At 49.7% G+C, this 16,060-nt stretch carries 17 protein-coding genes and 1 tRNA gene; 5 read left to right on the forward strand and 13 right to left on the reverse strand.

Annotated features, from left to right (window positions below):
* Window positions 1-163: 163 nt before the first annotated feature.
* Together Q7T66_RS12125 and Q7T66_RS12130 are read left to right on the forward strand one after the other, a co-directional pair.
* A complete protein-coding gene (locus tag Q7T66_RS12125; protein ID WP_304933571.1) occupies window positions 164-841 on the forward strand; it encodes a hypothetical protein in 678 nt (225 codons plus the stop codon).
* 16 nt (window positions 842-857) lie between these two features.
* Complete coding sequence (locus Q7T66_RS12130) at window positions 858-1,142, forward strand: hypothetical protein (RefSeq protein WP_304933572.1); 285 nt, start codon at window positions 858-860, stop codon at window positions 1,140-1,142.
* A 38-nt stretch (window positions 1,143-1,180) separates the two neighbouring features.
* On the opposite strand, the gene Q7T66_RS12135 is transcribed toward Q7T66_RS12130, so the two are convergent.
* The 5 genes from Q7T66_RS12135 to Q7T66_RS12155 all read right to left on the reverse strand — a co-directional run bounded on the left by Q7T66_RS12135 (window position 1,181) and on the right by Q7T66_RS12155 (window position 4,431).
* Window positions 1,181-2,266, reverse strand: coding sequence for a DNA topoisomerase IB (locus Q7T66_RS12135; RefSeq protein ID WP_304933573.1), 1,086 nt, complete (start codon window positions 2,264-2,266; stop codon window positions 1,181-1,183).
* 164 nt (window positions 2,267-2,430) lie between these two features.
* Window positions 2,431-3,117, reverse strand: a complete 687-nt coding sequence (locus Q7T66_RS12140; protein WP_304933574.1) for an RES family NAD+ phosphorylase — start codon at window positions 3,115-3,117, stop codon at window positions 2,431-2,433.
* Window positions 3,117-3,554, reverse strand: coding sequence for an antitoxin Xre-like helix-turn-helix domain-containing protein (locus Q7T66_RS12145; RefSeq protein ID WP_304933575.1), 438 nt, complete (start codon window positions 3,552-3,554; stop codon window positions 3,117-3,119). Before Q7T66_RS12145 ends, Q7T66_RS12140 begins: the two co-directional genes overlap by 1 nt.
* 115 nt (window positions 3,555-3,669) lie before the next feature.
* On the reverse strand, window positions 3,670-3,888 hold the full coding sequence (locus Q7T66_RS12150) for a hypothetical protein (protein ID WP_304933576.1): 219 nt from the start codon (window positions 3,886-3,888) through the stop codon (window positions 3,670-3,672).
* A gap of 60 nt (window positions 3,889-3,948) precedes the next feature.
* A complete protein-coding gene (locus tag Q7T66_RS12155; protein WP_304933577.1) occupies window positions 3,949-4,431 on the reverse strand; it encodes a hypothetical protein in 483 nt (160 codons plus the stop codon).
* Between the two features lie 225 nt (window positions 4,432-4,656).
* Here Q7T66_RS12155 and Q7T66_RS12160 point away from each other — a divergent pair, with 225 nt between their 5' ends.
* The gene (locus tag Q7T66_RS12160) at window positions 4,657-6,348 is read left to right on the forward strand and encodes a methyl-accepting chemotaxis protein (RefSeq protein ID WP_304933578.1); all 1,692 of its coding nucleotides are present in this window, start codon (window positions 4,657-4,659) and stop codon (window positions 6,346-6,348) included.
* 177 nt (window positions 6,349-6,525) lie between these two features.
* On the opposite strand, the gene Q7T66_RS12165 is transcribed toward Q7T66_RS12160, so the two are convergent.
* Together Q7T66_RS12165 and Q7T66_RS12170 are read right to left on the reverse strand one after the other, a co-directional pair.
* Complete coding sequence (locus Q7T66_RS12165; protein WP_304933579.1) at window positions 6,526-6,702, reverse strand: hypothetical protein; 177 nt, start codon at window positions 6,700-6,702, stop codon at window positions 6,526-6,528.
* Between the two features lie 399 nt (window positions 6,703-7,101).
* Window positions 7,102-7,491, reverse strand: a complete 390-nt coding sequence (locus Q7T66_RS12170; protein WP_304933580.1) for a hypothetical protein — start codon at window positions 7,489-7,491, stop codon at window positions 7,102-7,104.
* 260 nt (window positions 7,492-7,751) lie between these two features.
* Between Q7T66_RS12170 and Q7T66_RS12175 the strand changes: the two genes are divergently transcribed.
* Both Q7T66_RS12175 and Q7T66_RS12180 read left to right on the forward strand, forming a co-directional pair.
* Window positions 7,752-8,150 carry an MAPEG family protein gene (locus Q7T66_RS12175; RefSeq protein WP_304933581.1) on the forward strand — a complete coding sequence of 133 codons (399 nt, stop codon included), beginning with the start codon at window positions 7,752-7,754 and terminating at the stop codon, window positions 8,148-8,150.
* Between the two features lie 51 nt (window positions 8,151-8,201).
* The gene (locus Q7T66_RS12180; RefSeq protein WP_304933582.1) at window positions 8,202-10,676 is read left to right on the forward strand and encodes a DUF3772 domain-containing protein; all 2,475 of its coding nucleotides are present in this window, start codon (window positions 8,202-8,204) and stop codon (window positions 10,674-10,676) included.
* A 286-nt stretch (window positions 10,677-10,962) separates the two neighbouring features.
* Here the strand turns inward: Q7T66_RS12180 and Q7T66_RS12185 are convergent.
* The 6 genes from Q7T66_RS12185 to Q7T66_RS12210 all read right to left on the reverse strand — a co-directional run bounded on the left by Q7T66_RS12185 (window position 10,963) and on the right by Q7T66_RS12210 (window position 15,955).
* A tRNA-Ser gene (locus Q7T66_RS12185) sits at window positions 10,963-11,052 on the reverse strand.
* A gap of 152 nt (window positions 11,053-11,204) precedes the next feature.
* Window positions 11,205-12,449 (reverse strand): radical SAM family heme chaperone HemW, encoded by a 1,245-nt coding sequence (hemW, locus tag Q7T66_RS12190; RefSeq protein WP_304933583.1) that lies wholly within the window; start codon window positions 12,447-12,449, stop codon window positions 11,205-11,207.
* The gene (rdgB, locus tag Q7T66_RS12195; RefSeq protein WP_304933584.1) at window positions 12,446-13,030 is read right to left on the reverse strand and encodes an RdgB/HAM1 family non-canonical purine NTP pyrophosphatase; all 585 of its coding nucleotides are present in this window, start codon (window positions 13,028-13,030) and stop codon (window positions 12,446-12,448) included. Before rdgB ends, hemW begins: the two co-directional genes overlap by 4 nt.
* Window positions 13,031-13,210: 180 nt before the next feature.
* A complete protein-coding gene (gene rph, locus Q7T66_RS12200; protein WP_304933585.1) occupies window positions 13,211-13,945 on the reverse strand; it encodes a ribonuclease PH in 735 nt (244 codons plus the stop codon).
* 6 nt (window positions 13,946-13,951) lie between these two features.
* Window positions 13,952-14,881 (reverse strand): PP2C family serine/threonine-protein phosphatase, encoded by a 930-nt coding sequence (locus tag Q7T66_RS12205; RefSeq protein ID WP_304933586.1) that lies wholly within the window; start codon window positions 14,879-14,881, stop codon window positions 13,952-13,954.
* Between the two features lie 66 nt (window positions 14,882-14,947).
* The gene (locus tag Q7T66_RS12210; protein WP_304933587.1) at window positions 14,948-15,955 is read right to left on the reverse strand and encodes a serine/threonine-protein kinase; all 1,008 of its coding nucleotides are present in this window, start codon (window positions 15,953-15,955) and stop codon (window positions 14,948-14,950) included.
* Window positions 15,956-16,060: the final 105 nt, after the last annotated feature.

Consider the following 16,060-nt stretch of genomic DNA (forward strand, 5'->3'; position numbering starts at 1 on the left):
TCAAGAAAATGGGAATCTTTGTCAGATACCTTAGTCAGTATTATAGTTAGGCAGCTAAATGCCCATTTCCAGAGTAGCGCAACAAGAATAATCGTAGAGAAAAGCGCACCGACAATTGTCATGCAACACCATGGATTCATTCGATAGAAATGGAAAACAAGGTATGCCTCAAATCAGTATTTCAGTTTCGCCTGAAGCACATCAAAATTTGCTGAAAAGTTTTCAGCAAACAGTTGATGCGACGCCATCGGGTGCCTTGCGTATCAGCTTCGACGACTGGTTGCTTGCCCGAATTTCTACAGAACCGAAGACAGAATCATCTTCAGCAGAACTCAATGATATTTATTCATTCAACGCGATCGAACGCATGGTGACGCGCTTGCATAAGCATGGTTACGGCTTGGCTTGTTATCCAAAAGCAGAGGTCAAGGCAGAGATGTCTGCCGCCGTGCTCGCGAGCGCTATTGTCAAAGATTTAAAGCTGACAACGCCGTATGTAAAACGCCTGCAGGATTTGTTCAAGCATTACCAGAAAGATGCAAAAGAAATTGCAGATGCTGCGCAGGTCGGCATTACCAATCGTGCTTACGGCGCGATCAGCGAAGCCTTTAGTCTGTTGGTTGCGCGTACTGAAAAAGCTGAAGAAAATTTGGATGACGAGCGAGCACTCGGTCGGGTCGAAGGTGGGATTGCCATGCTAGTAAATCTAGACATCATGACACGTGTGAATGCCACTAAAAAAGCAGCTGAATTCAAGACGAAATTCATGACAGAGGAAAAATCCGAGCCTAAAGACAACTGGGTCAACAAGGTTTTTCGTACAGCGAATACAAGAAAATAATCGAAAGGAAAGCCGCATGCAACTCAACAAAAATCAGTTCGGCGTGCCGCAGTACCCAATTGACGACGCGCGCCGCTTATTCGTTCTTGCATCAGCGATTGATTTGCTGGAGCGTCCCACGTCTACTGCTATTGATGATTTGACTGGCATAGACAAAACTACCATCGATAGCGAGGTCGATAAATTGCGTGAACAGTACGGCATGGTGATTCATAAATTCGGCGAAATTTATCGCATAGAATCGTGGGGGAAAGTGCTGAATAAGGAAAGCGTCGCGCAGGCGATGAAGGCGGAAGAATAAAGTCGAATGGTGATTATTCAGTTCACTCACCACTCAAACTAAGCCTTATCCGCGCTTGTCTTTTTTCTGCTTTTTTCCAATAATTTAAGCACCAGGATTTCATCAGCATTCAGCTCATCGTCTGCGCTTAATGGAGTCTTGCTTGTGGCTTTTCGCTTCGACATCTGCGCCAAAGTCCCATCAAGATAAGCGTCAATCACCCCGGGATGAACATAGCATTTGCGGCAGATGGCTGGCGTGTTACCCAGCTTTTTCGCGACACTCTCAATCGCCTGGACTATATTTTTCTTGGCCTGTGCTTCCGATTCGAAAACCAAGTTTTCCTGCAACGCAGTCATTGCCAATACTGTGCCAGCCCAGGTTCTAAAATCCTTGGCGGTGTAATCGTCGCCGCATAATTCGCGCAGATACTCGTTCACCTCGGATGAACCTATTTTGTGGCGCTCACCATCTTCACCCACATATTGAAACAACTCTTGACCGGGCAAATCTCGCGTACGGCGAATAATGCCGGCGAGGCGTCTGTCTTGTAGTTTGATTGAATGGCGCACGCCACTTTTCCCGCGGAATTCAAACTGAATCACAGTGCCATCAATGCGCACATGTTTTTTACGCAACGTGGTCATGCCGAAAGAATCATTGGTGCGCGCATATTCGCGATTACCAATCCGCATCAGCGTGTTTTCCAACAGATAAACAACCGAGGCCAATATCTTTTCGCGCGGTAAACCGCTCAATGACAATGCAGCATTAATTTTGCTACGTATGCCTGGCAAGAGGCGACCAAATGCAAGCATGCGATCGTACTTGGATTCGTCACGTACTTTGCGCCAATGCGCGTGATAGCGATATTGTTTTCGGAGTTTTGCATCACGACCGGTTGCTTGAATATGCCCGTTATTCCAGCGACATATCCACACATCAGTCCATGCTGGTGGGATAGCTAAAGACTGAATGCGTTTGCGTTCCGATTCATCCTTGATCAACGCGCCCTTCTCATCCAGATAGCGAAAGCCATCCTTGTACGGTTTTCTGCAAATGCCGGGTAAATGGTCATCGACGTAACGCAGGCCTACCGATTTTGCATCTGCTAACGCTTCGCTATTGACATTGTCGTCTCTCATGATTGTGCTCTCGCCAAAAGCCGTTAATGGCCGCGACTCTTTTATATGGTCGCTATGCCAGATGCTAATCATGCTACGCAAAAAAGATGAGAATGGCAGTCAGAGAAAAGAGGAAGGATACGTCAGCAAAATCTCACAATGTTTACACCGTGAGCAGTGCATCTTCAGCGACGTAATGGCTTCACGACAGGATGCGGCGTTCCCGTCCATGTGAGTTCATATACCGAGCCGCGTCGTACGTTACCGACCAGTGCTGGCCGAAAGCACGCCAGATTAGTGCCGCCTACATGCCTTACGCTGGGATAGATAATGCCCAGCGAGCCCTCATCCAGCAATTGTGCAGCCAGTTTTTGTGATGCGATGTAACTATCCGGAGCCAGAGATTTTGCATGGCCTTTGGCATTACGTAAATCATGAAATTCACTATTGAAATCGGCGAATAGATTTTGATAACGAACGCTATCGTCGAAGCGATCGATCTCGTAATACTCGACCGTTTTGTGGAAGATGATTTCGTCTAATGCAGTTTCAATATCGAAGGCGCAATACCAGGCGCCACGTTCATCGTTATTGAAACGACTGCCTTCCGGCCGCGCATACGTGTAAGCGGCATTAATCATGCGGAAATTCGGAACACCGAATACAAGCTCATCCACACCAATTCCACTCGCGCGTCCATGCTCGGCGATCAGTCGCTGGTTGGTTGCATTGTCTAGTTCAAAAATGTCGGCAAGGTGATCTGCGTTTTCAGAAAGCGGCATCAGCACCGAATCTTCTTTATCAACGAAACGTGATGGAATTAATCGACAAGTATCAAATTGGCGAAGCTGAATTACGGGTAACGCCGCCATTACAGACCACCGCGGCGTGCATCCAGCAATTTGCGCACAGTTTGCATCGCGAGCAAGCCACCTGCCTGCATGAAGGCCAATGGTGTTTGACCTGAAAAGATACTGTTCTTGTTGGCAAGGCTGATCCATTCGTCGGCCAGCTTGTCGCCGTACAGAATATGCAAAGCCTTGTAGATACCGATCAGATAGGAAATACGCGTGATGCGATCCACCTCAAGCACGCGCTCAGGATTCTTTTTCCATTCGTAGAAAGTACTGCTGGATAGCCCGCCCAATAATTCGCGCGCATCTTCATCGCGTACCTTCCACGCATCGGCAAGGCGAAAGAAGCCCTTCAGCGCAGAGCTGGAAAGACGTTCGCGTTCTGACTTGGCGTTGAGGTCAACCAGTCCGGCTGGCTCAAATCGACTTTTTGGGTAAGCGTAAGCTGCGCTCATAATATTCTCCGTTTATGGACATAATATACTCCATTTACGGAAAATCAAGTATTCAGACGCGGGTGAGCTGTTCTTGAGTCCGCAGAGATATTAGCGACTTAAATACAAAGCCTGTTCAAACCAGCTCTCTATCGATATACAAGCGACCTTGTCGCAACGCATAGGCTGCAGCCTCTTCAGAGGAATCGAACAAGGTATCGATAGCGGCAATGCTGATGGTCGGTACGCCATGCTGTGCAATATGAAAACTGCCACTCCATTTACCGGTATCCAGCTTTTCGCTGGTGCCATGGACGGTATAACCGTGATGCTGTTCGAGATCGGTATGACTCATGATGCCTCCCTTTGTTTTAGATCGTAAAGCTGGGCTGAACAAGTTTTAGATTACTCCGCTTTACTGCGCTGCGCCTTCATCCGGAATACTGTAAGTCGCCTGTAATAACGCAATCAAATCCGCAATCGCCGTGATGCATTCATCGGTCTGCACACTCCAATTATTGCCGTTGGCATCGCGTGGGTGCCAGACGACATTTATTGCAGAGCCATCGCAATCAACTTCACATTCTGCCGCCAGGCACAGCAAATTAACGATAGTCGCCTTGTCGCGCACGCGTCGTCCGTATGCATCGATGGGAGCCGCCAGATACTGGCTCCTGTCATTTGAAGCGTCATCTTTGGTTTCAAACGTGCAAATGGACGCTTCGTTAGGTCCGAAGAAATAACTATCTTTCAGCTTCATCCATTCCCATCGACCGTTTTCCTGCTGATGCAAAAGTGCCTCGTTCATTGCTTCTTCAGGCGCGGCATGTTGCGCTTGTTCAACTGCTTGTTCCAGTGCTTGATTAAATGCTCCGTTAACTGTTTCACGTCTCGTCATTGCAACCTCGCTCATTCACCTTGATGCTAGTTACGATTATGACAATAGAGAAAAGTTCGATGACAGTAAGAATTGGAAATCTCCCATATTCATGGGAGATTTTTTTTGACTCTAAAGTGATAGCGTCCTATGTGTCTCTCGCATGTTTCTTTCATACAAGAGTCCACGGCAAACGGAATTCGGTTAGCCCATTAAAGAATTTATTTCAAAAATAAGGGGATTCGAATGTTCGCAAACATGAAAGTAGGCAGCAAGTTAGGACTGGGCTTCGGCATCACCGTTTTACTCACCTTAGTGATTGCTGTTTTTTCGCTGATCAGAATTACCCAGATCGATGACGTGATTGTCGAACAGAATTCCATACGCACCGAACAGCTGGAGCGACTTTATACCGCCCGCGAAGCACTCGGACAAACCGGCCTGGCAGCGCGCAATGCCTACGTCTTTACCAGCGATGCCGATGCAAAAAAAGAGCTGGATATACTTGATCAGCAAAAAGCGATCTATGTCGATGCATTGAACAAGATGGAACCTTTATTCAAAGGCAACGCAGAGTTCGATAAAGTCAGCAAGGGATTGCGCGCGATGGCCCAAGAATTGATTCGACCACGCCAATATCGTGACTCAGGAAAGATGGAAGAATTCGGCAAATTCCTCGTCACAGAATGCAGCCCACTACGCCGCCAGATCGTTGACGACATGGCCGTCGTCGTCAAGTCGGTACAAAATACCGTCGAGCAAAAAAGTGCCGAAGCCAATCAGACTTCCACACAATCTGTGACGATCATTCTCACCATTACCGCCATTGCTCTTTTACTGAGCATTGCCCTCGGCTTCTTTATCACGCGCGCGATTACGCGGCCTTTAAACCAGGCGGTAACAGTTGCACAAACCGTAGCTGCCGGCGACCTGACCAGTAAAATCGATGTTGTCGGCAAGGATGAAACGGGCCAACTTCTGCAAGCGCTTAAAGACATGAATCAAAGTCTGATCGGCATCGTTAGCGAAGTACGCAGCGGCTCCGCCACCATAACGATTGCATCCAACGAAATCGCCAGCGGCAATATGGATCTATCGAGTCGAACGGAAGAACAAGCCAGCGCCCTTGAAGAAACCGCATCGTCGATGGAAGAAATCACCTCCACCGTCAGGCAAAATGCCGAGAATGCAAAACAAGCCAACAGCCTGTCATTGACAGCATCAGAAGTCGCGATGAAAGGCGGCGAAGTCGTCAGTAAAGTTGTCGACACGATGAACGGTATCAACGAATCCGCCAGAAAAATCGTCGACATTATAGGTGTGATTGACGGTATCGCATTTCAAACCAATATCCTGGCATTGAATGCAGCAGTCGAATCTGCACGTGCCGGCGAACAAGGTCGCGGCTTTGCAGTAGTCGCAACCGAAGTGCGTAATCTGGCGCAGCGTTCTGCTTCAGCCGCAAAAGAAATCAAGTTGCTCATCGATGACTCCGTTGGTCGAGTCGATGTCGGTAGCAAGCTGGTCGCACAAGCGGGCGAAACGATGACCGAGGTCGTCGCCAGCGTCAAACGCGTCACTGATATCGTCAGCGAAATTAGTGCTGCCAGCGGCGAACAAAGCAGCGGCATCGAACAGGTAAATGAAGCGATTGTGCAGATAGATCAAACCACGCAACAAAATGCTGCGTTGGTAGAACAAGCTGCTGCCGCTGCTGCGTCATTGAAAGAGCAAGCAAGCAAACTGGAGCGCACAGTCGATGTGTTCAAGATAGATGGCATGTCGTCTTCCACAACCGCGACTGTCGCCACTGATGCGAAAAAACAGAACAAGGTTGCTGCAACACGCTCTGCTCTAAAACCTTCAGGACGCCTTATTCCAGAACCTCTTCCTCGTCTTGCTACACAACCGGTAGGCGGCGATTGGGAACAGTTTTAATCTACGAATAAACCGGTAACTCGCGATAATACTTATGAGTTATCTGTAATTTTTTTTAATTCAGTAAATAAAAAAGAAGGGCAAAGCGAATTCGCTTTGCCTTTCTTTTTTGCCATCAATTAATTTATCAAAAAATTTACTGAAAAATTTATTGCGGACTTATGGAAGAATTTATTGTTATTGAGAATCGCGCTTCTCTTCACGTAATTCATTCACCGCAAATTCAGATTCTGTATCCAGATTTTTCTTCGGCAGCGCTGCATTTTCATTAGCACCTGATTGCTTGCCCGAATTATCTTTTTTATCGACAGATTTATTTGTCTTATCAAACGATGTGTTGTCTTGCTTAGCCATGAAATTCTCCTTTTGTTGATGAATAGTCATGTGTTTGATACTAAGTGACAGCTGGAATTACACCAATCAGACAAACGGGCATTCGAACGTAGGAGCGCAAGTAGGCTCGCCAGCGCATTCCTACGCAGCTAAATTTTGCAGGAAAAGAAATCTCTTTAAGTTCAACGACATACGACACTAGCGCAACGGTTATCCACAGGACTATCCACATAATCCGTGGATAACTTATTCCAAAAAATAAGTGCGGTTAGGTGGAGTAGAAATAAACGATGCGGCATTTCTCAAATCAATTGGCAACAGTTAAAAGAGAGAAATCATTTCAATAAAAAAGAGCCCACTCAATCGAGTGGGCTCTTGACTAGAATTGACTCAAATATCTGAGTCTGTAGCTATCTAAGATTAGTATTTATCTTTAGCTGGAGCGCTCTTGGTGTTGGGAGCAGGAGTTTTTTGATACGCACTATCAGATTCGCTTGCGCCATCTGGTGTTGTGCCTTTTTTATGCATGGTTTTAGATTCATGCTTTACATCTGAACGAGTTTTTCCAGAGTTCGCATCAGTAGCAGAAGCACGTGACTCTTCATTTTGCCCTGGCTTCAGTACTTCTGTAGAACCAGTTTTAGCTTCGCCCTTTACTTCAGCACGTGATTTCGACGAAGCACCAGCAGGTGCTTTTGACTCAGAACTAGGAGCAGGCTTGGTAACGACTTCACTGTTTGACTGCGCCATCACACCAGCAGAAAACAACATTGCAGAAACGAGAGTAGCGACTTTTACGGATTTAATCATTTTGATCTCCTGTATGGTTGAACGCTTTTTTGCGCACAACTGTACGACTGAAAGATCAAAATGAAGTTCTCGCATTTGGGTGTGTTACCTAACAGAGCAAGTCATTTAAATAGTATTCAATCTTTGCTGCAACTATTGAGATACAAGGATAAATTACCATTTATCAATGCACGCCTAAGCAATACATACAGCCTGCGACAAAGAACGTTCTGACCCTGCATCAGGTCGAATCATTTATCTAATTCCCTCACGGAGCGATCATGACAACTGAATTGTATTTACTTGCTGGCACCCTGGTCTTGGCCATAGTACAAATCATGCTGGCATCAATCCTCCGCACGCACGAAACCGGTGGCGCTTACAATACCGGTCCGCGTGATGATGAAGGTCCTCCGGTAGGCAAGCTCACGGGCCGCATGCAACGCGCACAGAAAAATCTGTATGAGACGCTGCCGCTCTTCATGGGCGCGGTATTGATCGTTGCAATCGCTGGCCGCGAAAGTACCTTGTCTTTGTATGGCGCCTGGATTTATTTTCTGGCGCGCATCGTATATGTGCCTTTATATGCGGTCGGCGTTCCAGTGCTCCGGACCCTGATCTGGTTGATCTCGCTGATCGGCATGCTGATGGTGCTTGCTGCTGCCCTACTGCCTTTATAAGCCGCTATACCTTATTTAATAAATTGCATTTCACTGTTTAGATTGGCTTGCATGTATTCACTGTTCACCGACTTTCGCTTCCAATCTCGCTACACCGCTGTGTCGACTGCCGTCAAACGCGTGGACTTCGATCGTGTCATTGCAGCGCTGCTGGTTTCCTTTTCATTGCTGTTTTCTGTCGGACTTTCTCAAGCTCAAGATGACAAAGCGATTGCGGTAGATCAGAGGCTTGATAGTTTGCGCAAGCAGATCACGCAGATACAAGAAAGCATAGAAGGCAAGGCAGAACTGGATGATGCCAAGCTGTCACAGATGAAATCCGACGTGCTGGCAGCGAGTACCGAGGCAGACAATATTGCGAAGGAACTGACACCACAATTGACTAGTGTGCAGGCACGGTTGGCGGAATTGGGCATGCCGGCTAAAGGCACTAAAGAAGCTGCTGATGTGATCGGGCAGCGTTCGCAACTGGACCGCGACAACAGCGCACTCGATGCGCAAGTCAAACTAGCGCGTCTGCTGATAGTTGAAGCCGACCAGCTTTCCGAACAAGTAACTACAGTGCGTCGCGCGCAATTGCAGGCGCGTTTAGGCGAACGTAGTGCATCAATTCTGGCCGCGCCCTTCTGGCTGCAATTGCAAGCCGAATTTCCGCAAAATGCACAGCGCCTGCGCGCGCTGATGATTGAAATTGGTAGCGCCGCAAGTAGTACCCCGACCATGGTATGGGCGGCTTTGCTGGCCGGCATGCTGACCTTTCTGCTATTACGTATTTGGGCCGGACGCTATCTGATGAAGCTGACGTCCACTCGCGTACCGCACGGCCGCCTGCGTCGTTCCGTGCATGCGTTGACACTCACTTTGCTTGCTGTCGCTACGCCGTTTTTGATTGCTGAACTACTCAAGCTGGGCCTGCGCTGGAATAGCGTGTTGTCCGAAAAAACTTCAGCCTTCCTCGGCAATAGCATCGGTGCAATCTGTTTCGGTGGCTTTGTTGCTGGTCTTGGTTATGCCTTGCTTTCCCCGGGTCGGCCATCATGGCGCCTGTTGCCTTTGCATGATCGTGTGGCGCATCGCATGCGGCATTTCCCCGCTGCTTTTGCCAGCATCATGGTGCTGGTGTGGATCGCTGAGAGTCTGTCCGCTGTCATCAATACAGGCCTGTCGACTGCAGTCGCTATCAACTGCATCGTTGCATTGCTTCTAGGTGCGACCATTGCATTCGGACTGCGACGCGCCAGTCGAGTATGGAAAAAAGTCAAACTTGAAGATCCGGAACATGCCGTGCCCACGCCGATCTGGTTGCGGGTCGCGGCAATCCTGCTGTGGTTGGCGCTGGCAACCAGCGTTATCAGCTTGCTGGTCGGCTATGTCGCCTTCGGCAGCTTTGTCGCCAAGCAGGTTAGCTGGATACTGGTGATCGTCAGCGGCACGTATTTGTTCGCGGTGTTGGTGGACGATGTCTGCATGTTGTTGTCATCGACTGATCCTGACCCCAACCAAAAAAATCCGGTGCTTGCCACACCACAGGCGCGTGACCAAGCCGCAGTGCTGCTATCCGGCGCGGGCCGCGTCATCGTCGTCTTGCTGGCAATCATGCTACTACTCGCACCGTTTGGAGAGGGTCCGGCAGAACTCATACATCGCATAGGTCAGCTCGACGACGGCCTCGCCATCGGTGAAATCCTGATACGGCCAGGCTCAGTCATTCAAGCCATGATGGTGATGGCCTTCAGCTTTTTCGGCCTGCGATTACTCAAGCACTGGCTGGAAACGCGCTACCTGCCAACCACTAAACTCGATAGCGGCATGCAGGTTTCTGCCGCGACCTTATTTGGTTATGCCGGCGGCGTCATTGCCGTGGCTCTGGCGCTTTCCGCACTAGGCATCGGATTGGAACGCATCGCATGGGTTGCGAGCGCGCTGTCAGTCGGTATCGGCTTCGGCCTGCAAGCAGTCGTGCAGAACTTTGTGTCTGGCTTGATCTTGCTTGCAGAGCGTCCGGTCAAAGTCGGCGATTGGGTCTCGCTGGGCGGAGTCGAAGGTGATATACGCCGCATTAATGTGCGCGCGACGGAAATCCAAATGGGCGACCGCTCCACAGTCATCGTGCCAAACTCCGAGTTCATCACCAAGACTGTCCGCAATGTGACGCACGCCAGTCCGCTAGGTCTGGTGCAAATCAAACTGCCACTGCCCTTGGATATCGATGCGGAACAAGCACGTGCGTTGATACTGCAAACTTTTATCGACAACAAAGACATTCTCGCCACGCCAGAACCCAACGTGCAATTGGACGGCATAGACAATGGCTACCTGATGTTCAACGCCACTGGCTTCGCCTCCTCGCCGCGACTCGCATACGGCGTGCGCAGTACCTTGCTGTTTGAATTGCTCAAGCGACTGCGCACTGCGGATATGCCGATATCCAAACCCAACACAATGATGTTGAGCACGGCGCCGGCGATAAGCGGCACGCCGCTGAGTACACCGAACCTGCCAGGAACTCCACCGGTATCAAGCTAAAGTAGTTGCAGGAGTCAAAAAAATACCCGCCTAGTGCGGGTATTTTTACGTTTATCCCAAGTTTATGGGATAGAAATTAAAAGAAAATCTTGCTCTAATGCATTTAGTGCCCTTGATCCGGGCACGTCCTTCCCTTAACCCGTCCATGAGGCGGGTATTTTTTTGTCTACCGACATGGATGTGAGCATTTAAACAAAGCCAAAAATTCCCGTGTTTCAGGAAAAGTTAAAGCCACGTAATAGGGAAATAATGAAACAGATTTCGTTTGAAATCCGCTTTGATGTTCTGGCGGAAGCGGTGAGATTCGAACTCACGAACGGGATAAACCGTCGCCAGTTTTCAAGACTGGTGCCTTCAACCACTCGGCCACACTTCCTTTTGGATAACGACAGATGAACTAAATCGGTCCGATTCAAACCTTGTTGCGCAGGGCGTGCAAGCTATCGGTGATCTTGTCCATCAACTTCCAAGAGGTCGCATTATACCTAAATCTCTCTGGAATGCCGACTACCGGCCGATAATTTATAACTAATCAGTTAAAAACATTTGTTGCAGATCATTCAAGAAGCGCTGACCCAGCTCGGTCGGCTTGATGGTCTTGTAGTCGCGATACAGCAAGCCTTTGGCTTCTGCGTCGTTCAAGGCGCGTTCGATTGCGTTTAGCGGCATGCCGGTGCGTTCGGCGAAGAGATTCACTTCCACGCCGTTGGTCAAACGCATGGCGTTGAGCATGAACTCGAAGCCTAATTCTGAGCGCGTAATTTCGGTTTCTTCCTGTACCGGATTGCCGAGCCGCATTTGCTCCATGTACGACTTCGGCTGTTTGTAGCGCGCCTGCCGAATCACGCGATGCGGGAAAGATAATTTTGTGTGCGCGCCGGCACCTATGCCGAGGTAATCACCGAATTCCCAATAGTTGATGTTGTGACGTGCCTGCCGCTTCGGCTGCGCATAGGCGGAAACTTCGTAGTGCTGATAACCGGCGGCAGTGGTTTCTTCCGCGATCATGTCTTGCATGTCGGCGCTGGCGTCGTCATCCGGCACCACTGGCGGATATTTGGCGAAGACGGTATTCGGTTCCATCGTCAGGTGATACAGCGATAGATGCGGCGGCGCGAATGCGATTGCGGTCTGCACATCTTGCCGCGCTTCTTCCAATGTTTGCGATGGTAATGCGTACATCAGGTCGAGATTGAAGTTATCGAAATTCGCCATCGCGATATCGACCGCGCGACGTGCTTCATCGCCGTCATGAATACGTCCCAAGGCTTTCAAATGTCTGGCGTTAAAACTTTGTATCCCTATCGATAAACGATTGATGCCACTGTTGCGATACGACTTGAACTTCTCTGCCTCAAACGTCCCGGGATTGGCTTCCATCGTAATCTCGACAGCGCCATCCAAAGGTAGCAGGGTGCGGATATCCGACAACAGGCGATCCAGCCCTTTTGCCGACATCAAACTCGGTGTGCCACCGCCGATGAAAATCGTATAAATCTTGCGGCCCCAGATCAGCGGCAATGCTTGCTCAAGATCGGCTCGCACCGCAGACAAATATTCGTCTTCGGGAAAACCACCGGTCGCTTCATGCGAATTGAAATCGCAGTAAGGACACTTCTTCACGCACCACGGAAAATGCACATACAAGGACAACGGCGGCAGCGCCGTTAAATTAAGCGCACCTGGTTGAAGATAGGCGGTAGCGGCGCGTGCAGGTTGTGAATTATCGAGATTGAAAGCAGCGTCATTACCGATCGGTTTGATCGGGATCATCGCAACTTCTCAATTAGCGCGCGCAATGCTTGACCGCGATGTGACAGACGATTTTTTTCTTCTGAGCTTAATTCGGCTGCAGTTTTTTGCAATTCTGGAATCCAGAAATATGGATCGTAGCCAAAGCCGCCCTGCCCGCGCGGGGTAGCTATCATTTCACCATTCCAGCGACCATCGGCAATCACAGGTTGCGGATCATCAGCGTGACGCACGAACACCAGCACGCAATAGTAGTAAGCGGATTTATCTTCATGCGCGGCAAGATCGGCAATCAATTTTTCATTGTTGCTCTGATCGGATTTTGGCTCGCCTGCATAACGTGCGGAATACACGCCGGGCGCGCCACCCAATGCGTTAACGCAAACGCCGGAGTCATCTGCCAACGCCGGCTTTCCAGTCAATCGTGCAGCGTGGCGCGCCTTGGCAATTGCATTCTCAACGAAGGTGACGTGCGGCTCTTCCGCTTCCGGCACATTGAATTCGGATTGCGTATGCAAATCGAAATTGATAGGCGCGAGCAGCGCGCTGAACTCTTTCAATTTACCGGCGTTATTGGAGGCGAGGATAAGAGTACGCGTCATGACAATCTGAACAATTCAAGAATTAAAAATATAAAAAAAACGATAAAAAAGATACAAAAAGCCCGGCTTCAACCGCAGCCGGGCTTGTGCAAATAATGCAAATTCTGCAAGGCGACGACTTGGGCAAGAATGCTGATAAAGACCTGAAAAGCGATCTAAAGCATTTGCCCAGCCGCTATTTTACGCAGCAATCGCCAAAGCCTGTTTTTGCATCACGATCAAATTGCGAATACCGTCTTGCGCCAGATCGAGCAAACGGTCCATAGTCGCGCGATCAAACGCTGCGCCTTCAGCCGTGCCCTGCACTTCGATGAAGTGACCGGCATCGGTCATGACGATGTTCATATCCGTATCGCAATCGGAATCTTCAAGGTAATCCAGATCCAGCACAGGCTGACCTTTGTACACGCCGACCGAAATCGCCGCGACGAAGTGCTTGAGTGGAATTGCTGGAATCACGTTTTGCGCAACCAGTTTGCTAAATGCGTCATAGGCCGCAACCATGGTGCCGGTAATCGCGGCAGTACGTGTGCCGCCGTCGGCTTGAATCACGTCGCAATCCAGATGCAGAGTGCGTTCGCCAAATGCCTGCAAGTCGAACGCTGCGCGCAGCGAACGGCCGATAAGGCGTTGAATTTCTTGCGTACGGCCGGATTGCTTGCCGCGTGCGGCTTCGCGGTCCATGCGGGTGTGTGTTGAACGCGGCAACATGCCGTATTCCGCTGTTAACCAGCCTTGACCTTTACCTTTCAAAAAGCCAGGCACGCGATCTTCAATACTCGCGGTGCAAATGACTTTGGTGTCACCGCATTCGATCAGTACCGAACCTTCGGCATGCTTGGTGTAATTGCGGGTGAGTTTGATGGCGCGCAGTGCATCAGCGGCGCGTCCGCTGGGACGATTTTCATACGACATGAGACATTAATTCCTAGAAGTGATTCGAGATGATTTATCGATGGCGTTGCGGATTTCTTCAATCGCTTTTTCGATATCCGAATCGTTGTAAGTGTCCGCGTTTTCCAGATCGAGGTGCCGAGGCGCCTGGATCGTGGTGGTCACGCTGCCGACCGGTAAGGTATGCGTGGTGATGGTGCTGTTGCCTTGCAGGTCTTCGCTGCTTTCCCACATCATCGCCAACGCGGTGACATTATCGCCGGTTTTGCCGGCGATGCCAGTGGCGGTTGTCAGCAATTCTGGGACGGCACGCACGATCGTATTGCTGTGCAGGCGTTGAGCAAGTTCATGATCCGGCAAAACCGACCACAAACCATCCGAGCACAACAACATAACGTCGCCTGCTTGCAAACTGGCGCGACGCGAGATTTCAACGATAGGCATATTCGGCGCGCCCAGGCAGTTGAACAGCTTGTTGCGATCAGGATGCGTATCGCGTTCGGATGCATCGACCTTGCCTTGCGCAATCAAGGTTTCAATACGTGAATGATCACGTGTACGCGCCAGAATCTGACCACCGCGCATCCAGTACAAACGCGAATCGCCGCAGTGCGCCCACATCGCATTGTTATGCTGAATGAGGCAGGCCACGATCGTTGTTCGTGGTGTTTCCGGCAAATTGTTGATGGCACGATAGCGATGAATCTCGCGATGCGCAGCGAAGAAAGCATCTTCCAGAAAACGTTCGGGTTTCTTCACATACGGCGTGGCATTTTCCTGGAACAGCGAAGCGATAGTTTGCATCGCGATCTGTGCCGCCATTTCGCCCATGATGTGGCCGCCCATGCCGTCCGCTACCAGTAACAACAAGGCATCGCGCGTGAAGCTGTAGCCCATGCGGTCCTGGTTGTTCTTGCGACCGCCGATGTGGCTTTCTTGATAGACAGAGAATCGCATAGCGTGATTGGGTTAAAAGTTATCGCGGTTAATCAAGATGACAGCTCAAAGCGTACGACTAAAAAATTAACGCGTGTGTTCTTGTATGGTCGTGTTGACGTTCAGCGCCTTCTTGTTCAAGCCGCCAAAAATACTCTTCAACTTGCGTGTGACCTGCTGCAATTTCACATTGCCCTGATTTTCGATAACAGGCTCGCGTAAAGCTTTCTGCAAAGCGAACACGCTTTGCGGACGCTCAAGCGGATCGATCATCAAACTCCAGCGTATGACCTTGATCAAATCAGATGAATACACGCCTTCCAGTTTATTGAAATGGCCGTCCATTTTGTCATTCAGTTTACGCTGATCTGCAGGTTGCGGCGGCGCGCCAACCATGCAGGCAAACATCGATGCACCGATGCTATAAATATCTGTCCACGGACCGAGATTGCCATTCTTTAAATACAGTTCTGGCGGCGCAAAACCCGGTGTGTACATAGGGTACAACTTCGGCATATCCGCCTTCAAGGTTTGGCGTGCTGCGCCGAAATCCAAAAGGATGGGCGTGCCATCAACGCGCAAATAAATATTCGCCGGCTTCAAATCCAGATGCAGCAATTTGTTGGTATGCACTTCGCGCAAACCGTTCATCACATGACTGAACATCTTGCGGATAAAGCGTTCGGACACCAACGGCTTTTCACCTTTATCACGGCGACGCAAAATGTGATCCTGCAGTGAACGACCGGATTCGTAACCCATGACCATGTAGACGGTTTCATTGGCGCGGAAAAAATTGGTCACGCTGACGACATTCGGATGCGCGATACGCGCAAGCGCCCTGCCTTCTTCAAAGAAGCATTTCAAGCCGATACGGAACACAGGCAGATTTTCCGGTGAAATTGCCGGCACCAGTTCGCCCGGCTGACGCAATGCCAGCGAGCTAGGCAGATATTCCTTGATAGCGACGGCATTGCCATCTTCGTCATAGGCCAGATAGACAATACTGAACCCACCGGACGCAATCTTCTTTACAATGCGATATCCAGCGATTTCCAGTCCATCCGGCAACGGAGCATTGTTTTGCGCAGCCATGTCTTCCTAAGTAATCTCGATCGTACCGGTTGATAAACGCGGCAAAAATTGGAATGGCAATATTGTCTGCCTCTAGTCTTCCTCTACCCTACGCGACCGTCATCC

The sequence above is a fragment of the Herminiimonas sp. genome (assembly GCF_030655415.1).